The organism is Acidovorax sp. 56 (assembly GCF_002749705.1).
In the GTDB taxonomy this organism is placed as follows: domain Bacteria; phylum Pseudomonadota; class Gammaproteobacteria; order Burkholderiales; family Burkholderiaceae_C; genus Acidovorax.
This window is the reverse complement of the sequence record NZ_PEEV01000001.1, coordinates 3,296,201-3,315,089: the sequence shown is the minus strand read 5'-3', so window position 1 is coordinate 3,315,089 and position 18,889 is coordinate 3,296,201. Positions and strand designations below refer to the sequence as shown.

Here is an 18,889-nt window from a genome sequence, read left to right as displayed (position 1 = left end):
GAGGTTCTGACTCAGCCCGCGTCTTCCGTGCGCGCCGGAAACCGCACGCTGAACCGTGCCCCCGGCGGTTGCTGGCCGGGGTGGGCGTCTTCCAGCAGCACCTCGGCGCCGTGCTTGGCCGCAATCTCCATCACGATGGGCAGGCCCAGGCCCGAGCCATCGGCCTCGCTGCCCAGCGCCCGGTAAAAGGGCTGGAAGACCAGCTCGCGCTCGGCCTCGGGCACGCCGGGGCCCGAGTCTTCCACCTGCAGCATCAGCACATGGCCAAAGGTGTCGGCCAGCACGCGGGCCGTGACCACGCCGGGCTTGTCGGGCGTGGAGGGCGTGTAGTTGATCGCGTTGTCCACCAGGTTGCGCACCAGCTCCTTGAGCAGCGTGGGGTTGCCGTCCAGCCACACGCCGGGCGATCCGGGGTCGGCCCCGTCGTAGCCCAGGTCGATGTGCTTGTCGAGCGCACGGGGCACCGAGTCGCGCACCACCTCAATGGCCAGCTCGGCCAAGTCACACGGCTGGCGCGCAATGCCCACGCCGCTGCCCTCGGCCCGCGCCAGTGCCAGCAGCTGGTTCACGGTGTGTGTGGCGCGGATGCTGGAGCGGCCAATCTGCTGCAGCGAGCGTTTGAGTTCCTCGGTGCTCGTGCCTTCGCGCTGCGCCAGGTCGGCCTGCATGCGCAGGCCCGCCAGCGGCGTCTTGAGCTGGTGGGCAGCGTCGGCCAGGAAGCGCTTTTGCGTGGCCAGCGATTCGTTCAGCCGCGTGAGCAAGTCGTTGACGGACGACACCAGCGGCGCCACCTCCAGTGGCACGGCGTGGTCGTCCAGCGGCGAGAGGTCGTCCGGGCTGCGGGCGCGGATGCGCTGCTCCAGCTGGTTCAGCGGCTGAATGCCCCGCGCCAGCGCCAGCCACACCAGCAGCACCGCCAGCGGCAAGATGACGAACTGCGGCAGCATCACGCCCTTGATGATTTCGGTGGCCAGCACGCTGCGTTTTTCGCGCGTTTCGGCCACCTGCACCAGTGCCAGCGGGCTGCCCTGCAGCGGCAGCCGCACCCAGATGTAGGCCACGCGGATTTCCACCCCGCGCAGCTCGGCATCGCGCAGGCGCACCTCGCCAGACATGGGGGTTTCATCGGCGGGGGGCTCGGGCAACTCGCGCTCACCCGAGAGGAATTCGCCCCCCGGCCCCATCACCTGGTAGTAGACGATGTCCGAGTCATCGGCCCGCAGGATCTCGCTGGCGGGCTGCGGCAGGTTGAACTGCACCTCGCCGCCCTTTTCTCCCTTTTCGCCGTCTTTTTGCACGCTCACCAGCTGTGCCAAGGCGTGGGCGTTGTACTCCAGCGCGCGGTCAAACGGCTTGTTGGCCAGGCCCTGCGCCACCAGCCAGGTCAGCGCCAGACTCACCGGCCACAACAGCAGCAGCGGCGTTAGCATCCAGTCCAGGATTTCGCCGAAGAGGGAGCGCTGCTCGCGCTGGAAGATTTTCAAGATTTATAGCCTTTTTAGCCTCTAGCGACCGTCCATAAAGCGCTAGCAGCTATCATTTTTGATGCGATTGGTTGATATGCCACGCATCGCCGTTGCCGTTGAGGCGGGCGCGGTTCATGCCAGTGCACCCGAGGAGCTGGCTTTGCCAGGCCACCGGGTGCGTCCCCCTGGGGGCTGAGATGCCGGGGCTCCAAGCCTGCCGGTGCAGGCTTGGGCGGCATCGAAGAGACACCGCCTGTGGCGGTGGCACCGAGCGGGTCGCGACTCAGGGGGGCCTCCTATCCCGGAATCTTTTCCAGGCAGTAGCCCAGCCCGCGCACCGTGGCAATGCGGATCGGGCCCTTCTCAATCTTCTTGCGCAGGCGGTGGATGTAGACCTCGATGGCGTTGTTGCTCACTTCTTCGCCCCACTCGCACAGGCGCTCCACCAGCTGCTCCTTGCTCACCAGGCGGCCGGCGCGCTGCAGCAGCACCTCCAGCAGGCCCAGCTCGCGGGCCGACAGCTCCACCATCTTGCCGTCAATCGTCGCCACCCGCCCGGCCTGGTCGTACACCAGCGGCCCGTGCTTGATGGCGCTGCTGGCCCCGCCCATGCCCCGGCGCGTGAGGGCACGCACCCGCGCCTCCAGCTCTTGCAGGCTGAAGGGCTTGGCCATGTAGTCGTCCGCGCCGTAGTCCAGCCCCTTCACCCGCTCTTCCACGCTGTCGGCTGCCGTGAGGATCAGCACCGGCAGCGCCGAGCCCCGGCCGCGCAGCTTTTTGAGTACCTCCAGCCCATGCAACTTGGGCAGGCCCAGGTCCAAGATCAGCAGGTCAAACTCGTTGTTGGTCATCAGCGCCGCATCGGCCTCGCTGCCGCTGGCCACATGGTCCACCACCGCCCCCGAGGCCCGCAGCGTGCGCAGCAGGCCATCGGCCAGCACTTGGTCGTCTTCGGCGATAAGGATGCGCATGAAAAAGGTCTCCTGGTGCGGCGTGGTTTCTTGCTGATTCTAGGGCGCTGCATGGAGGCAAGCCGTGGCTGGCCGCCCAGAGGCCCCCACAGCAACACCCGCCTGGTGTCTGCTTGGCTGGCTGGGGTGTCATACCTTTGACGCACTCCCCGGCCAAACTCCCGGGCTTCCTCCATCACCGCGTAAAGACTTGATATGGGCTCCGTACTCCACTCCTTCTGGGGTCGCTTGGCTGCGGCTTCTGCCTTCACCGCCCTGTCGGTCGCCTTGGTCGCGTGCGGCGGCAGCGACGATGGCAATCACGTGGGTGAGTCCCGCGTCGCCTCGCTCAAATTGCTCGGCACAGCCTCTATTCCCACCGGCACGCTGTTTGAGGGGGTGGAATTTGGGGGTATCTCGGGGCTGGACCAGGCCACGGATGGCAGTTTCTGGGCCATCTCGGACGACCGGGGCGGCGAGCGGGGCACGCCGCGCTTTTACAACCTGAGCATTGACTATGCAGACACCGGCCCTGTCACCGTCAAGATCAACCGCCAGACGTACATGCAGCGCGAGGATGGCTCTTCTTTCCCCGCCACTGCGCGCACGGTGGACCCAGAGGCGATTCGCCTGGCACCCAATGGCAACCTGTACTGGTCGTCTGAGGGCAATTGGGGCACGACGGCTGCTACTTTGTTCCAGCCTTTTGTGCGAGAGATGACCACTGCGGGCAAGTTTGTGCGCGAGTTCAAGACACCGGCGATCTACAACTACGTGGACAACACCACCACGGGCGGGCGCAGCAATAAGCTGTTTGAAGCGTTGACCGTGGCGCCCGATGGCACCGTGTTCGTGGCCAATGAGGACGCGCTGATTCAGGACGGCCCCATCACCACCCTGCAGGCGGGCAGCGTGGTGCGCGTGACGGCCCTTGACCCGGCCACGGGCTCAGCCAAGGCGCAGTATGCGTACCAGTTGCCGAAGATTCCGGTGGATGCTCCGGCGGGCGCGCCTTTCGGCCCGGACAATGGCCTCTCGGACTTCCTCGCCATTGGCAACAAGAAGTTCATCGCGGTGGAGCGCGCTTTTGCCTCAGGTATTGGCAACACCATCCGTCTGGTGCTCACCGAAATCACCGATGGCACGACCAACGTGACCAGCATGGCGAGCCTCACGGGCGCAGCAACTTACACACCCATGAGCCGGAAGCTGCTGCTGGAGATGCCCATCAACTACCAGGGTGTGAAGCTCGACAACATTGAAGCCATCACCTGGGGGAAAACCTTGCCGAACGGGCACCGGACCATCGTGCTGGCGGCAGACAACAACTTTACGGTCAATACCCAGGCTAATCAGTTCATCGTCTTTGAGGTCATTCCGGACTGAGTTGTTGCGCAGGCATTTTCAAGTCATCCGCCGCGCGGATCCGTCCCCAACAACTTCTCCGTCAACGCCTTCAAATCCCCCTGCAGCCGTGCCATGCCCTCTGGGTGCTCAGCCAGCGTGTCTTCATCCATGTACAGCTTGCGGTTGATCTCCAGCTGGATGCTGTGGCGGTGCTGGGCGGGGTTGCTGTAGCGGCGCACCAGCTCTACGCCTTTGTAGGGGTGGTTGTATTCCACGCTGTAGCCACAGGCGCGCAGGTGCTCGCACACCAATGCCGACAGGGCGGGGCTGGCGGTGGTGCCGTCGCGGTCGCCCACCACAAAATCGGCGTGCACGAGGCCCGGAAAGTCGGTGGCGTGGCTGGCCGATATGGCGGGCATGGAGTGGCAGTTGATGTGGATGCTGTAGCCGTGGCGGGCGTGGGCTGCGTCAATGGCCTGGGCCACGGCGGCGTGGTAGGGGCGCCAGCAGCGGTCAATGCGGGCGCGCACCTCGTCCACGGTGAGCAGGCGGTTGTAGATGGCCTCGCCTTCGTCTGTGAACTTCCAGATCAGGCCCTTGCCCAGGCGCACTTTGTTCAGCACGGTGGGGTCGGTGGCCACGGCGTCGGGCCAGGGGGCGTCTAGCAGGGTGGTGTCCAGTTCCAGCGTGTCGCGGTTGGCGTCCAGGTAGATGCGGGGGAAGTGGGCTTCGACCCAGGCCACGCCCAGGGCGGGGGCGAAGGCGTAGATTTTTTCGACGTGGGTGTCTTCGGCGCGGCGCAGCGTGGGCAGGCTGCAGGCGGAGCGGAAGTCTGCGGGGTAATGGGTGCCGCTGTGGGGCGAATCAAACACCAGGGCGCTGGTGCCGGGCACGGTGCTGACCATGGCGGGCGTGGCCGCTGGGGTGGTTGCCGCTGCGGGGCGTCCGGGCGAGCCGGTGGCGCCGGGCTGGGCTTGTTGGAATCGGTGGTGGATCAGTTTCAAGGCTGCATGCATAGGCAAGGCTCTGTGAATGGGGGCGGCTGGCCTGGCCGCCCGGACCGGCATCTGGGCATGAACGCATGCGCAGTATGCCGACTTATGGCCTGTGTGGGTGAGGTGCGTGGGGGGCCTGGTGGTGGCGTGCGGGGGCGGTGTCAGTCCAGCTTCACCTTGGCAAACTCGGCCACGTGCTTCATTTTTTCAATTTCGCGGCCGATCTGGGCCGTGAAGTCTTTGGATGGGGTGCCTGAAGGATACAGGCCCTGCCCCGCCAGCCTCTCGGCCACGGCCTGCTCTTTCAGGGCCTGGGCCACGGCGTGCTGGATGCGGTCGACGGCGGCGGCAGGCGTGCCTGCGGGCGCCACCAGGCCAAACCACGAAGGCTCGTTGGCCTGCTTGTAGCCCAGCTCGGCGTAGGTGGGCACCTCGGGCAATACGTCCAGTCGGCCAGGCCATGACACTGCCAGCGCTTTGAGTTTGCCCGATTTGATGTGCGGCAGCGACGAGGCCACCTGGTCAAAGTACACCGCCACCTGGCCTGCCAGCACATCGTTGATGGCCGGGCCTGCACCACGGTAGGGGATGTGCACCATGGAGGTGCCCGTGCTGCTCTTGAACAGCTCGCCCCACATGTGGCCGATGGTGCCGTTGCCCGGCGTGGCGTACGACACTTTGCCGGGGTTGGCCTTGAGGTGCTTGACCAGATCGGCAAAGTCTTTGACGGGCAGCACAGCGGGGTTGATGACGATGACGCCGGGGGCTTTCACGATCTCGGTCACGCCCACAAAGTCTTTGGTGGGGTGATAGGGCAGCTTGCTGTACACGGCCGGGTTCACGCCGTGGGTGGAAAGAGTGGCCACGCCGATGGTGAGGCCGTCTGCCGGGGCGCGGGCCACTTCGGCCATGCCGATGGAGCCACCCGCGCCCCCGCGGTTTTCCAGCACCACGGGTTGCTTGAGGATGCGCGCCAGCGGCTCTTGCAGGCTGCGGGCGGTGATGTCGGTGGCGCCCCCTGGCGGGAAGGGAATGATGACGCGCAGCGGTTTGGCTTCTTGGCCCCAGGATATTCCAGGAGCGACAGATGTAGCGGCCAGCGCGGCAAGCAATTGACGGCGTTGCATAGCGGTTTTCCTTTTGCGTGAGAGGAGGTTAAAGGATGAAGTGCCAGTTACCAAGCAACGGATGTGCCTGATAACATTCCAATATGGAATGATTTAAGAACCTGCCGATGTCTTCCCTGCGCCGCCTTTCGCCCCCGCTGCACCTGCTGCGGGCGTTTTCTACCGTCACCCGGTTTGGCGGTGTCTCGCGCGCGGCCGAGGCCTTGCACCTCACGCAAAGCGCGGTGAGCAAGCAGATCAAAGAGCTGGAAACCTGGGTGGGCGTGCCCCTGTTTGAGCGCAGCCGCAAGCGCCTGGCCTTGACCCCGGCGGGCGAGCGGTATGAAAAAGCCGTGCGCGGCCTGATGGCCCAGCTGGAGGCCGCCACGCTGGAGCTGATCACCAGCGATGACGGCGGCGGTGCGCTGCACTTGTCCAGCCTGCCCACGTTTGCGGCCAAGTGGCTCATTCCGCGGCTGCCGCAGTTCCAGCAGTTCCATCCACAAATCACGCTGCATTTTGTGCCGTACGTGCACAGCTACGACTTCACCCGGCCCGAGCTGGACTGCGCCATTTTGTTTGGCGATGGCCACTGGCCTGGGGCGCATGCCCACTACCTCACGGGCCAGGATGTGGCCCTGATCGCGCCGCGCACCAAGGTAGCGGACTGGCCCCTTCACACCCCGCGCGATGTGGCGCGCTACACCCTGCTGCGCCATGTGACGGTGCCCGAGGCCTGGCTGCGCTGGAGCCAGACGCACGGGGTGGAGGGTGCCATCGACCCGCTGGCCGGGCCGCAGTTTGACCAGTTCCAGACCATGATCCGCGCGGTGATGGCGGGCATGGGCCTGGCGTTGGTGCCGCGCTGCCTGGTGCAAGACGAGATCACCTCGGGCCTGGTGCGCGAGCCGCTGGCCCCGCTGGCGCAGGCGGGCGGCTACCAGGGCGATGTGGGCTACTGGTTTTGCTACCCGGAGGGGCGCACCCAGTTGCATGCGCTGCAGTGCTTTCGGCAGTGGCTGCTGCAAAGCGCCGAGGCAGGCGCCCCCGCTGCGGTGCAGGCAGCGGGATTAAAGGGTAAATAGGCCTGCAGCGCTTATCTGGTAAGCGCTAGAAGCTATGAATATATGAGCATTCAGCGCATTCGCAGCGCGCTTGTGCACGCTTGGGTGTCTGCGGGCGGCGCAATGCCCCGCTGGCTGCGGGCTCAGTCCCCGCGCACCTCGGTCACTAGGTCGGCGAGGGCTTGCACATTGGTCACCACCAGGGCGTGCAGCCCTTCTTTGCGCAGCAGGCCGCTTTTGGTCAAGGCGCTGATTTCGCGGGTGACTTGTTCGCGGTTGGTGCTGATCTTGCTGGCCAGCGCGGCATGGGCGGGGGCGGGGTCGATGCGGGCGGTGTTGTCGCTTTGCACCCCGCCCGCATGGGCCAGGCGCAGCAGCTCGGCGTGCAGGCGGGTTTGCACGCCCAGGGTGCTCAGGTCAATCACGCGCTCGGTCAGGCGCCGCACCAGGGCCGTGAGGTTCCTCATCATGCGCATGGCGACGATGGGTTCGCGCTCCAGCATCGCGATGAAGGCGGGGGCCGACAGGCTGGCCAGCACGCTGGCCTCCAGCGCCACCACGTCGGCCGAGCGGGGTTGCCCGTCAATCGCCGACAGGTCGCCAAAGTGCTCGCCCGCCTCGCAGTCCCGAAACGTGACCTCGCGCCCGCTGGCCGCGTAGGTGGTGATGCGCGCGCGCCCCGCGCACAAAAAGTACACCTCGCCACCCGGCGACGCGCGGGTGAAAAGGGGCGTGCGGGCCTCTACCGTGCGCCAGTCGCACTCGGCGGCAATGCGGTCCAGGCAGGCCTCGCCCAGGCCTTCAAACAGGGCGATGCGGCGCAGGGCCAGGGTGGAGCGGGGGGATTGCGGTGCGTTCATGGAACCAAAGGGGTGGGCGCAGCCCCCAAGGCTGGCGCCGCAGAGGTGTGCGAAGTGGGCGGATTATGCTCACAAGCTTCAGAATTCAGTGCTGCGCTAGGCTTCTGTGGTGGGCTTCTTGGCGGGTGGGCCGCGTTGTCGGCACCGCCGCCTGCGGGGCCTTTCTTTGTGAGGGGGCTCGTCCTCGCATTCCTCCCTGGCATTTCTCCCTCGCATTGCATCTTTGTGCCCTGTGTTTTGACTTTTTCCATCACCTCCCTTCCATGTCCCTTGCCTTGATCCGCTCGCGCCTGCCTTCCCTTCGCCAGGTGCGCTGGGCCAGTGGCCTGGTGCTGTGGTGCTACGTGGCCCTGCACCTGGGCAACCATGCCACGGGGCTGGTGTCGCTGCAGGTGGCCGATGCGCTGCTGGAGGTGATCAGCAGTGGGTGGCATTCGGTGCCCGGCACGGTGCTGTTGTATGGCGCGCTGCTCACGCACCTGGCGCTGGCAGGCGTGGCCCTGTGGCAGCGGCGCAGCCTGCGCATGCCGTGGGTGGAGGGGGTGCGGCTGGCACTGGGTCTGTGTCTGCCGCTGCTGCTGGCCGGGCACTTTGTGGCCACGCGCTGGGCGTTTGAATCCATGGGCGCATCGCCCCCCTACGGCCGCATGGTGAATGGCCTGGCCCGGCCCGAGAACCTGGTGCTGCAGTCGCTGCTGCTCATCACGGCGTGGTGGCATGGCTGCCTGGGCCTGCACATGGCGATGCGCGGGCGGCCGGGGTGGCGGCGCTGGCAGCCCGCCTTGCTCACGGGGGCCGTGCTGCTGCCGGTGCTGGCGGCGCTGGGCCTGTTGTCGATGGCGCGCGAGATTGCCTGGGAGGTGAGCGCGCTGCCGCCGCCGCCCTCGGGCCGCACCGCGCAGGCCGTGGCGGCGTCGGCCTGGCTGGAGGATGCCTTGCGCTGGGGCTGGGTGGCCGCTGTGGCCGCCTTGTTGGCACTGCGCTGGGCATGGCGCACCTTGCGGCGCTGCCGTGGGGGCGGCCCCATCACCCTGCGCTACCCCGACCGCGCTGTGCAAGTGCCGCGCGGTTTTACGGTGCTGGAGGCCAGCCGCAGCCACGGCATTGCCCACCTGGCGCTGTGCGGTGGGCGGGCGCGCTGCTCCACCTGCCGCGTGCGGGTGGATGGGCCCAGTGCCCATGTGCCTGAGCCCGGCCGCGACGAGCGCACCACGCTGGCCCGCGTGCAGGCCCCGCCGGGCGTGCGCCTGGCCTGCCAGCTGCGGCCCACCGGCGATGTGCAGATTACGCCCCTGTTCCAGCCCGGCCAGGCGCCGCTGCCTGGGCGCCTGGGGCAAGAGCGGCAGGTGGCCATCTTGTTTGTGGACCTGCGCCGCTGGTCGGGCATGGCCGAGCGGCAGTGGCCGTTTGACCTGGCCTGGATGCTGGACCAGTACTTCGCCCGCGTGGGCGCGGCCGTGCAAGACAGCGGCGGCCTGGCCAACCAGTTCATTGGCGACAGCGTGATGGCCATTTTTGGGCTGGAGACCGATTTGCCCACCGCCTGCCGCCAGGCCGTGCAGGCCGCCGCGTTGATCGAGCAGCGCATGGACGCCTGGAGCGAGACCTTTCGCACCCAGTTCGGCCAGGCGCTGGACTTTGGCATGGGCCTGCATGCAGGCCGCGTAGCGCTGGGGCAAGTGGGCTACGAAGACACCACCACCTTCAGCGCTGTGGGCGAGGTGGTGAACACGGCCAGCCGCCTGCAAGACCACTCCAAAGTGGTGGATGCGCGGCTGGTGCTGTCGCTGGACGCCGCCCGCCTGGCCGGCGTGGCCGACGCCTTGGGTACGCCCGAAGAGGTGCAGGTGCGCGGACGCTCGCAGCCCTTGCAGGTGCTGCACGTGAAGCAGCCTTCGCAGCTGTGGGCTGCGCCGTTGGGTGCGTGAATGCAGCGGCCTTGCAGTGGCTGAGCGGGGTTGGCGACCTCGCAAAACCTGTGCGTTTACGCACATACGCCAAGGTGCCAAAAACGGAAACTTCTTCCCATGCAGAACGCAATCACGCACTGCAGGAATCACTCCAAAGGAAGAACTGCCATGACCAACGCCAAGACTGCCGCCAAGACCCTGATCGCTATCGCCACTGTGGCTGCCGCCACTTTTGCCGGTGCTGCATCGGCTGCCACACCGATCAACGAGCAATGGGGCGGCGATGAGTCCGTCACCCAAGGCCCCGCACTGAGCCGCGCTGAAGTGCAAGCCGACCTGAACCTGTGGAACCGCGCTGGCCTGGGCCAAGCCAACGCAGGCGATCGCACCCCCGACGCCGATCCCGCCTACCAAGCCAGCCTGGCCGAATACCGCCGCCTGCGCAGCGGCCCCGAGTTTGTCGCCGAAGTGCGCCGCTTGGGTGGCGATGTGAGCCGCATTGCCGGCCAAGCGGGTGCCTCCACGGCACATTGATGCGCAGGCTTGCAGGGCCGCCATAGGCCGTCAGCGCAGTGCTGTCCGCGAACTCTGCCCTGCAAATTTTTTCACTGAACCCCAGGGCGCTGCTGTCAATGGCAACAGCGCCCTGGGGTTCAGTGCTTTGGCAGGTACATCGTTGCGACTCTGTTTTGAGAACAGGCTCTTAAGGCGGGTTACTGCCGCCCGCATACGCCTCCAGCCCAATCGCCACCACCGTGGCCACGTCATCGTCCACCTCGGCGCGAAACTCCGCTTCGGCCTGTGTCACTGCATCACGAAATCCCTGTAGCCAGGCCAGCCCGGTGGGGGTAAAGCACACCCGGCGTGCCCGGGCGTCGTGCGGGTCGCTCTCGCGGGTCACCAATCCCCACGCTTCGCACTGGTCTACCAGTTGCGCCATCGACTGTTTGGTCATGCCTGCGCGTTGCGCCAGGTCGGTCAGCCGGTCGCCCCCCAGCGCCAGGTGCCGCGTCAGGTGGATGTGCGCAGCCCCCACTTGGTTGCGGGCGGCCAGGTTCGACAATGCCAAGGGCACTTCCACGTTGCGCGCCATGAGCTGTAGCACGCGGGCATCAAAGCGGCGCATGGCATGGCCCAGCAGGCGCCCCAGGTGGGTCTGGCGCCAGGCATCGTCGGGTGGGATCGCAGTGGGGGTGGTGTGCATGGGGCTCCAGATGCCCGGGTGGGGTCATTCCACAGGCTTGGCAAACTGCGCGGAGGCGTTGTCTTAAATAGTAAGGCAAACTGACTAAAAAACTGTTTACTTGGTTCTATAGGACCTCTACATTACTGGTCAAGCAGCCAGTGCTGTTGTTAAAGACAGTATGTTTTGACCCGCTGGCCCCCTATAGATCACCGCAGATCATTTCAGACACTTCGTTTTATTCAGGAGCCATTCCATGGACGTCAAAGGTACCAACCCCGCCCTTCCCGTGAACGCTGAAAAGGCCAAGGCCCTGGCGGCAGCGCTGGCGCAGATCGAAAAGCAGTTTGGCAAGGGCACGATCATGCGCCTGGGTGAAGGCGAAGCGATCGAGGACATCCAGGTGGTTTCCACCGGTTCGCTGGGCCTGGACATTGCCCTGGGCGTGGGCGGCCTGCCCCGTGGCCGGGTGGTCGAAATTTACGGCCCGGAATCCTCGGGCAAGACCACGCTGACCCTGCAAGTGATTGCCGAGATGCAAAAGCAGGGCGGCACTTGTGCCTTCGTCGATGCAGAACACGCCCTGGATGTGCAGTACGCCCAAAAGCTGGGTGTGCAACTGTCTGACCTGCTGATCAGCCAGCCCGACACTGGTGAGCAGGCGCTGGAGATTGTGGACAGCCTGGTGCGTTCGGGCGCTGTGGACCTGATCGTGGTGGACTCGGTGGCTGCCCTCACGCCCAAGGCCGAAATCGAAGGCGAAATGGGCGATGCGCTGCCCGGCCTGCAGGCCCGCCTGATGAGCCAGGCGCTGCGCAAGCTCACCGCCACCATCAAGAAGACCAACTGCATGGTCATCTTCATCAACCAGATCCGCATGAAGATCGGCGTGATGTTCGGTAGCCCTGAAACCACCACCGGCGGCAACGCGCTGAAGTTCTACGCCTCGGTGCGCCTGGACATCCGCCGCACCGGCACCATCAAGAAGGGTGACGAAGCCATCGGCAACGAGACCAAGGTCAAGGTGGTCAAGAACAAGGTGTCGCCACCGTTCAAGACGGCCGAGTTCGACATCCTGTTCGGTGAAGGCATCAGCCGCGAAGGCGAGATCATCGACATGGGCGTGACGGCCAAGATCGTGGAAAAGAGCGGTGCCTGGTACGCCTACAACGGCGAAAAAATCGGCCAGGGCCGTGACAACGCGCGTGAGTTTTTGCGCGAGAACCCCGACCTGGCCCGCGAGATTGAGAACAAGGTGCGCGAAGGCCTGGGCATTGCCCTGTTGCCTGGCGCGTTGCAGGCCCCAGCGGCCACTGCCGACGAGTGATGTGTCACGCTGGATGTTTCTGGATTTGAAAGAAATTGGCCGCTAGCGCTTATCCAATAAGCGCTAGCAGCTATCAAAACAGAAGCATTCGAGGCCTATATGGGATTCACCACGCTATCGCTCAAAGGCCGCGCCTTGCGGTTGCTGGGCCAGCGCGAGCACTCGCGGGCCGAGCTGTTGCGCAAGCTCAGTCCCCATGTGCAAGAGGGCGAAGACCTGAACGCGGTGCTTGATGATCTGCAGTCCAAAGACTTCATCAACGAGGCGCGGGTGGTGGAGTCGGTGCTGCATCGGCGTGCTGGCCGTCTGGGCGCAGCGCGCATCCGGCAAGAGCTGCAATCCAAAGGACTGGGCGCAGAGGCCGTGCAGGACGCTGTGGCCCAGTTGCAGGGCAGTGAGCTGGAGCGCGCCCGCGAGGTGTGGCGCCGCAAGTTTGGTGAGCCCGCGACAGACCCACAAACCCGTGCCAAGCACATGCGTTTTTTGCTGACGCGGGGGTTTTCAGGCGATGTGGTGCGGCGCGCAGTGCAGGGCGCCGAGGCGTCGGACGAGGAGTGACCGCGCCGTCGAAGGGCCGTTGGGCATCCCCGCTCTCGGGCCTTGACCGGCGCTGATCGCGGGGCTTACCTGCCCCGTTACATACCCAGCATCAGCTTCATGTTTTGCACCGCAGCGCCACTGGCGCCCTTGCCCAGGTTGTCCAGGCGCGCAATGACGACGGCTTGGCGGTGTTCCTCGTTGGCAAACACGCGCAGCTCCAGTTTGTTGGTGTCGGCCAGGGTGTCGGCGGCCAGCTTCAAGTCGTCGGTGGGAGCCAGCACGCTGACCCATTGCTCAGGGGTGTTGGTGCGGGCGTAGTGGCTGGCCAGTGCATCGTGCAGATCGCTGGCTTTGGGGGCGCCGGGCAACAGGTCCAGGTGCAATGGCAGCTGCACCAGCATGCCTTGGCGGAAGTTGCCCACGGCCGGAATGAACACTGGGCGGCGTGTGAGCCCGGTGTAGCGCAGGATCTCCGGGATGTGCTTGTGCGTGAGGCCCAGCGCGTAGGCCTCATAGGGTGCTGCCGTGCCCGCTTCGTAGGCCTCGATCATGGTGCGGCCACCGCCCGAGTAACCCGACACCGAGGGCAGGCTCAAGGCAGCGTCTTTGGGGACCAGGCCCGCATCCACCAGCGGGCGCAGCAGCGCAATGGCGCCTGTGGCGTAGCAGCCGGGGTTGGAGACGCGGGTGGCTTGGCGCACGGCCTGGGTTTGCGAGGCGTCCAGCTCCGGAAAGCCATACACCCAACCTGCGGCCGTGCGGTGGGCGGTGCTGGCGTCAATGATCTTGATCTTGCGGCCACCTGCAGCCTCGATAGCGTCCACCATGGCAGCGGTTTCGCGGGCGGCGTCGTCGTGCAGGCACAGCACCACCAGGTCCACGGTCTCGATCAAAGCGCGCTTGGCGCCTGGGTCTTTGCGCAGTTCGGGGGCAATGCTCACCAGCTCGATGTGCGGCATGGCTTGCAGGCGTTCGCGGATCTGCAGGCCTGTGGTGCCAGCTTCGCCATCAATAAAGACTTTGGACATGGAACAGCTCCGGGGAGGGTAAAGGGGCACCTGGAAGGCCTGCGGCGTACGTAAGTTTGCTACAAGGATGGTGCGTTGCAGCATGATACAGTCGCGGGTTGCCATGTCCCAAGCCCGCGGCCAGACAATCTGTTCATGGCAAACGGGTAATTACCACCCTTCCCTGAGAGAGACCTCATGAAGATTCACGAATACCAAGGCAAGGAAATCTTGCGCAATTTTGGTGTGCCCGTTCCGCGCGGCATCCCTGCATTCACGGTGCAAGAAGCCGTGGAAGCTGCTCAAAAACTCGGCGGCCCCGTGTGGGTGGTCAAGGCCCAGATCCACGCTGGTGGCCGTGGCAAGGGTGGCGGCGTGAAGGTTGCCAAGACCATTGACGACGTCAAGCGCATCTCTGGCGAGATCCTGGGCATGCAGCTCAAGACCCACCAGACCGGTCCCGAAGGCCAGAAGGTCCGTCGCCTGTACATCGAAGACGGCGCCGACATCAAGAACGAACTGTATGTGTCGCTGGTCACCGACCGCGCCACGCAGAAGGTGGCCCTGATCGCTTCGAGCGAAGGCGGCATGGACATCGAGGAAGTGGCCCACTCCACCCCCGAGAAGATCATCACCGAAATGATCGACCCCATCGTCGGCATCACCACCGAGCAAAGCAAGAAGGTGGCAGCCGCCATCGGCCTGACCGGCGCTTCCATCGACCAAGCCGTAGACATCTTCGCCAAGATCTACAAGTGCTACATGGAAACCGACGCGTCGCTGGTGGAAATTAACCCCCTGAACTGCGACTCCAAGGGCAACCTGATGGCCCTGGACGCGAAATTCAACTTCGACGCCAACGCGCTGTTCCGCCACCCCGAAATCGTGGCCTTCCGCGATCTGGACGAAGAAGATCCAGCCGAAGTGGAAGCCTCCAAGTTCGACCTGGCCTACATCAGCCTCGATGGCAACATCGGTTGCCTGGTGAACGGCGCTGGCCTGGCCATGGCCACCATGGACACCATCAAGCTGTTCGGCGGCGAGCCAGCCAACTTCCTGGACGTGGGCGGCGGTGCCACCCCCGAGAAGGTCACCGAAGCCTTCAAGATCATGCTGAAGAACCCCAAGGTCGAAGGCATTCTGGTCAACATCTTCGGCGGCATCATGAAGTGCGACACCATCGCCACCGGCGTGATCACCGCCTGCAAGGCCGTGAACCTGAACGTGCCGCTGGTCGTGCGCATGAAGGGCACGAACGAAGAGCTGGGCAAGAAGATGCTGGCCGAGTCCGGCCTGCCCATCATCGCTGCAGACACCATGGCCGAAGCTGCGACCAAGATCGTTGCTGCCGTCAAGTAAGCCCGGAGAACAAACATGTCGATCTACATCAACAAAGACACCAAGGTCATCACCCAGGGCATCACGGGCAAGACGGGCCAGTTCCACACTGAAAAGTGCCAGGAATACGCGAATGGCAAGAACGCCTTCGTCGCCGGCGTGAACCCCAAGAAGGCTGGCGAGTCCATCTTCAATATCCCAATCTACGCATCCGTCAAGGAAGCTGCTCACCAGACCGGCGCCACCGTGTCGGTGATCTACGTGCCTCCAGCAGGCGCTGCCGCCGCGATCTGGGAAGCTGTGGAAGCCGACCTGGACTTGGCCATCTGCATCACCGAAGGCATCCCAGTGCGCGACATGCTGGAAGTGCGCAACAAGATGAAGGCCAAGGAAGCTGCTGGCGGCAAGAAGACCCTGCTGCTGGGCCCCAACTGCCCTGGCCTGATCACGCCTGACGAAATCAAGATCGGCATCATGCCCGGTCACATCCACCGCAAGGGCCGTATCGGCGTGGTGTCCCGTTCGGGCACGCTGACGTACGAAGCCGTGGCCATGCTGACGGAAGTCGGCCTGGGCCAGTCCAGCGCTGTGGGCATTGGTGGCGACCCTATCAACGGCCTCAAGCACATCGACGTGATGAAGGCTTTCAACGACGATCCAGACACCGACGCCGTCATCATGATTGGTGAAATCGGTGGTCCGGACGAAGCCGAAGCCGCCCAGTGGTGCAAGGCCAACATGAAGAAGCCGATCGTCGGCTTCATCGCTGGCGTGACGGCCCCTCCCGGCAAGCGCATGGGCCACGCCGGCGCGCTGATCTCTGGCGGTGCCGATACGGCCGATGCCAAGCTGGCCATCATGGAAGAGTCGGGCTTCATCATCACCCGCAATCCTTCGGAACTGGGCAAGCTGCTCAAGGCCCAACTGAAGTAATCAGAGCCCTGCAAGGTCTGCCTCTGGCGGCCTTGCGCAGGTGCTGAAAGCATCCGCTACCGATTTGGTGGCGGGTGCTTTTTTTTATTTTGGTGATTTCTGCGCGGTTTGTCTGTAGAACGCAGAGATGGGGTGGTGTTGACAATTTTGTCGCTGACCGTGGTGTGTCCGACAAAGAGCGGCAACGCCGCCTTATTCGGCCGCCGAATACGTGCGATAAGCCCGTTTCGGCAGGGTTTGGAAGCCCGGTTTGGGCGGGCGTGAAATTTGCTTTTTTACAAACATTCACAGATTTACACATTGATTGCAAGTGGCCAGACACACATCGGAGCGAAAGCCAAAAACAGGGCGATTGGACGGGTGGATCTGTGCGGCGATCGCTCTCGTACTGGTGGGCGCTTTGTGGCTGGTGGGCGCACTGTCGGCGTTGCAGCGGATGGTGTACGACTCTGCCTTGGCCCAGACCACGGTAGTGGCTCCTGCCGATGTGGTTCTCGTCGATATTGATGCGCGCAGCCTGGCCGCTGTGCGAGGCGGCTGGACTGATGAGACGCATGCGGCCTTGATTGACCGATTGGCCCTGGGTGGCGCTAAAACCATCGTCTACACCGCCCCGTTGGCTCAAACTGCTGCGCCGGGTGCCCAAGAAGCCTTGGCACGCAGTGTGGCGCTGGCTGGCAATGTGCTGTGGCCCGCTGGCTTTGCTTCCACCGGCGCGCCCGCGCCATTGCCACCTTCTTTTTACCGCAGTGTCGTGCCTGAGCTTGCCGGTCTGGGTCCAGCCGCTGTGCCCGTGCAGCTGGCGGGTTTGGCGGCAGGTGCGGCAGGGGTCGGTCATCTGCAATGGGCTGCTGACAGCGACGGGGTGCTTCGCCGTGTTCCGCTGCTGCTCAGCCATGACAAGGCTGGGGTTCCTTCACTGGCCATGCTGGCGGTGCTGCGTGCGCTGTACCTGAGCCCTGCCGATGTGCGTTGGAATGCCCAGGCCCATAGTTTGCTGTGGGGGGGCTTGTCGGTGGGGGTGGATGCTTCGGCAGCCTTGCGCCCGGTGTTTGGTGCTTCGGTGCAGCGTTGGGTGGCTGCAGATGTGTTGTCCCAGAAGGTGCCCGTTTCAGCGCTGCGTGACAAGACGGTGGTGGTGGGCGTGACGGCTGGGCCGCAGGCTGCTTCCTGGCCTGTGCCTGGAGGGGCCACGCTGCATGTGTCGGATGTGGTGGCGCAATCTTTTGTGGGGCTGCGCTTGGCGCGCGCAGTGACCCAGCCGGGTTGGGGGCACCCGGCGGGCTGGGCTGCAGCGCTGGCCATGGCTTTGCTGGTAGTGGTCATGCCTCGGGCAGGCAAGGCTGTGGCTTGGGGGGCGGGTGCAGCCGTGCTGCTGCTGCTGGCGCAGTGGCTGTTGCTTCAGCAGACTTTGCATGTGGTGCCGCTGCTTCCTGCCGCTGGGGTGGCGCTGTTAGGAGGGCTTTTGTGCGCGATGTTGGCAAGGGTGCCTCAGCGTGCTTCTGCCGCTTCTCCGCAAGAGTCTGCGGATGCCGAGCGCATGATGGGGCTGGCGCTGCATGGGCGTGGGGATTTGCTGGAAGCGTTTGCGCGGTTTCGTCCGCTGCCCACCAGCGATGCTTTGAAAGACAACCTGTACCACCTGGGCAAGGACTTTGAGCGCAAGAAGGACTATGCGCATGCCAAAAAAGTCTTCAAGCACCTGCTGCGCCGGGACATGGAATACAAGGACGCCCGTGCATGCTACCGCCGGGCCAAAGCGCACCTGCTGGCGCAGGCGGGCATGGCTGCGGACTCGGTGGCCAGTGGCATTTCGGTGACGGGCGCTTCGTCATTGCCAGCGTCAGTGCAAGAGACCTTTCCGCGCCATAAAGTGCCGGGGCCGCTCGCGCACTACGATCTCAAACATGAGCTGGGCCAGGGCGCCATGGGGGTGGTCTACCAAGGCCGTGATCTGCGCTCCGGGCAGATTGTGGCCATCAAGACGCTGGCATTGCAGCAAGAGTTTGATGGGGCGGCACTGGTGGACGCGCGTGAGCGTTTTTTCAAAGAGGCTGAGGCCGCCAGTCGGCTGCAGCATCCCCATATCGTTGCCATCTATGGCAGCGGCGAAGAGCAAGGTTTGGCCTACATCGCCATGGAGTTTGTTGCGGGGACCGATCTGAGTGCATTCACGCAACCGGCCTACCTGTTGCCCGTGGCCCAGGTTTTGTCTATCGCACACCGCGTGGCGCAGTCGCTGGACTACGCGCATGCGCACAACGTGGTGCACCGCGATGTCAAACCTGCCAACATCATGTGGGACGCCGCGACGGATACGGTCAAGGTGATGGATTTTGGGGTGGCACGCATCACCGATGCAAGCAAGACCCGCACGGGCATTGTGCTCGGCACGCCCAGTTTCATGTCGCCTGAGCAATTGTCCGGCGCCAAGGTCGATGGGCGTGCAGACCTGTATGCCCTGGGTGTCACGTTATTCCAACTGTTGACAGGCTCTTTGCCCTTGCGTGCCGACTCCATGCCGGAGCTGATGCGCAAAATCGTCCATGTGGACCCTCCAGATATCCGTACCCTTCGTACCGATTTGCCAGAGGCCGTGGCGCGGCTGGTAGCCAAGGCCCTGCGCAAGCTGCCCGCTGAGCGGTATCAGACGGGGCAGCAGCTGGCGCAAGACTTGGCTTATGTGATGGGCATTGTTGCGTCAGAGGTTCCCGGATCTTCGGCGTCAGCAGTGGTCTATGATTCGGGCCGCACCCCGACAGGGCAACACATGGTGGATCTGGAGAAAACAGTGCTGGAGTACCCGACAGAGCGGGCGCCGGAACAAAGGTCTGTGGTGGCCTCTGTGGGATGACGTGCAGCC

At 64.6% G+C, this 18,889-nt stretch carries 16 protein-coding genes; 9 read left to right on the top strand and 7 right to left on the bottom strand.

Features of this window, described 5'->3' with window-relative positions; translation table 11 throughout:
* Positions 1–11: 11 nt before the first annotated feature.
* Both CLU88_RS14665 and CLU88_RS14660 read right to left on the bottom strand, forming a co-directional pair.
* Entirely contained in the window at positions 12–1,484 is a 1,473-nt protein-coding gene (locus tag CLU88_RS14665; protein WP_099657226.1) for a sensor histidine kinase, read from the bottom strand.
* Between the two features lie 278 nt (positions 1,485–1,762).
* Entirely contained in the window at positions 1,763–2,437 is a 675-nt protein-coding gene (locus tag CLU88_RS14660; protein ID WP_099657225.1) for a response regulator transcription factor, read from the bottom strand.
* Positions 2,438–2,632: 195 nt separating this feature from the next.
* Here CLU88_RS14660 and CLU88_RS14655 point away from each other — a divergent pair, with 195 nt between their 5' ends.
* Positions 2,633–3,802, top strand: a complete 1,170-nt coding sequence (locus tag CLU88_RS14655) for an esterase-like activity of phytase family protein (RefSeq protein ID WP_099657224.1) — start codon at positions 2,633–2,635, stop codon at positions 3,800–3,802.
* Positions 3,803–3,825: 23 nt separating this feature from the next.
* On the opposite strand, the gene CLU88_RS14650 is transcribed toward CLU88_RS14655, so the two are convergent.
* Positions 3,826–4,779: an N-formylglutamate amidohydrolase gene (locus CLU88_RS14650; protein ID WP_099657223.1), complete on the bottom strand. Its 954-nt coding sequence runs from the start codon at positions 4,777–4,779 to the stop codon at positions 3,826–3,828.
* 140 nt (positions 4,780–4,919) lie between these two features.
* Positions 4,920–5,885 (bottom strand): tripartite tricarboxylate transporter substrate binding protein BugE, encoded by a 966-nt coding sequence (locus tag CLU88_RS14645; RefSeq protein WP_099657222.1) that lies wholly within the window; start codon positions 5,883–5,885, stop codon positions 4,920–4,922.
* 107 nt (positions 5,886–5,992) lie between these two features.
* Between CLU88_RS14645 and CLU88_RS14640 the strand changes: the two genes are divergently transcribed.
* Entirely contained in the window at positions 5,993–6,949 is a 957-nt protein-coding gene (locus CLU88_RS14640) for a LysR substrate-binding domain-containing protein (protein ID WP_099657221.1), read from the top strand.
* A 122-nt stretch (positions 6,950–7,071) separates the two neighbouring features.
* Here CLU88_RS14640 and CLU88_RS14635 read toward each other — a convergent pair whose 3' ends face one another.
* Entirely contained in the window at positions 7,072–7,788 is a 717-nt protein-coding gene (locus CLU88_RS14635) for a Crp/Fnr family transcriptional regulator (RefSeq protein ID WP_099657220.1), read from the bottom strand.
* A gap of 263 nt (positions 7,789–8,051) precedes the next feature.
* On the opposite strand from CLU88_RS14635, the gene CLU88_RS14630 reads away from it, so the two are divergent.
* Both CLU88_RS14630 and CLU88_RS14625 read left to right on the top strand, forming a co-directional pair.
* Positions 8,052–9,716: an adenylate/guanylate cyclase domain-containing protein gene (locus CLU88_RS14630; RefSeq protein ID WP_099657219.1), complete on the top strand. Its 1,665-nt coding sequence runs from the start codon at positions 8,052–8,054 to the stop codon at positions 9,714–9,716.
* Between the two features lie 150 nt (positions 9,717–9,866).
* On the top strand, positions 9,867–10,232 hold the full coding sequence (locus CLU88_RS14625; protein ID WP_099657218.1) for a DUF4148 domain-containing protein: 366 nt from the start codon (positions 9,867–9,869) through the stop codon (positions 10,230–10,232).
* Positions 10,233–10,401: 169 nt separating this feature from the next.
* Here CLU88_RS14625 and CLU88_RS14620 read toward each other — a convergent pair whose 3' ends face one another.
* Entirely contained in the window at positions 10,402–10,902 is a 501-nt protein-coding gene (locus tag CLU88_RS14620) for a MarR family winged helix-turn-helix transcriptional regulator (RefSeq protein WP_099657217.1), read from the bottom strand.
* Positions 10,903–11,137: 235 nt separating this feature from the next.
* Here CLU88_RS14620 and recA point away from each other — a divergent pair, with 235 nt between their 5' ends.
* Both recA and recX read left to right on the top strand, forming a co-directional pair.
* Positions 11,138–12,208, top strand: a complete 1,071-nt coding sequence (gene recA / locus CLU88_RS14615; protein ID WP_099657216.1) for a recombinase RecA — start codon at positions 11,138–11,140, stop codon at positions 12,206–12,208.
* A 99-nt stretch (positions 12,209–12,307) separates the two neighbouring features.
* On the top strand, positions 12,308–12,766 hold the full coding sequence (recX, locus tag CLU88_RS14610) for a recombination regulator RecX (RefSeq protein WP_099657215.1): 459 nt from the start codon (positions 12,308–12,310) through the stop codon (positions 12,764–12,766).
* Positions 12,767–12,843: 77 nt separating this feature from the next.
* Here recX and argC read toward each other — a convergent pair whose 3' ends face one another.
* Positions 12,844–13,776, bottom strand: a complete 933-nt coding sequence (argC, locus tag CLU88_RS14605) for an N-acetyl-gamma-glutamyl-phosphate reductase (protein ID WP_099657214.1) — start codon at positions 13,774–13,776, stop codon at positions 12,844–12,846.
* Positions 13,777–13,953: 177 nt separating this feature from the next.
* Between argC and sucC the strand changes: the two genes are divergently transcribed.
* The 3 genes from sucC (at position 13,954) to CLU88_RS14590 (ending at position 18,880) form a co-directional block, all read left to right on the top strand.
* Positions 13,954–15,114, top strand: a complete 1,161-nt coding sequence (gene sucC / locus CLU88_RS14600; RefSeq protein ID WP_099657213.1) for an ADP-forming succinate--CoA ligase subunit beta — start codon at positions 13,954–13,956, stop codon at positions 15,112–15,114.
* A 15-nt stretch (positions 15,115–15,129) separates the two neighbouring features.
* Positions 15,130–16,026 (top strand): succinate--CoA ligase subunit alpha, encoded by an 897-nt coding sequence (gene sucD, locus CLU88_RS14595; protein ID WP_099657212.1) that lies wholly within the window; start codon positions 15,130–15,132, stop codon positions 16,024–16,026.
* A 391-nt stretch (positions 16,027–16,417) separates the two neighbouring features.
* A complete protein-coding gene (locus CLU88_RS14590) occupies positions 16,418–18,880 on the top strand; it encodes a serine/threonine-protein kinase (RefSeq protein WP_233205474.1) in 2,463 nt (820 codons plus the stop codon).
* Positions 18,881–18,889 lie beyond the last annotated feature (9 nt).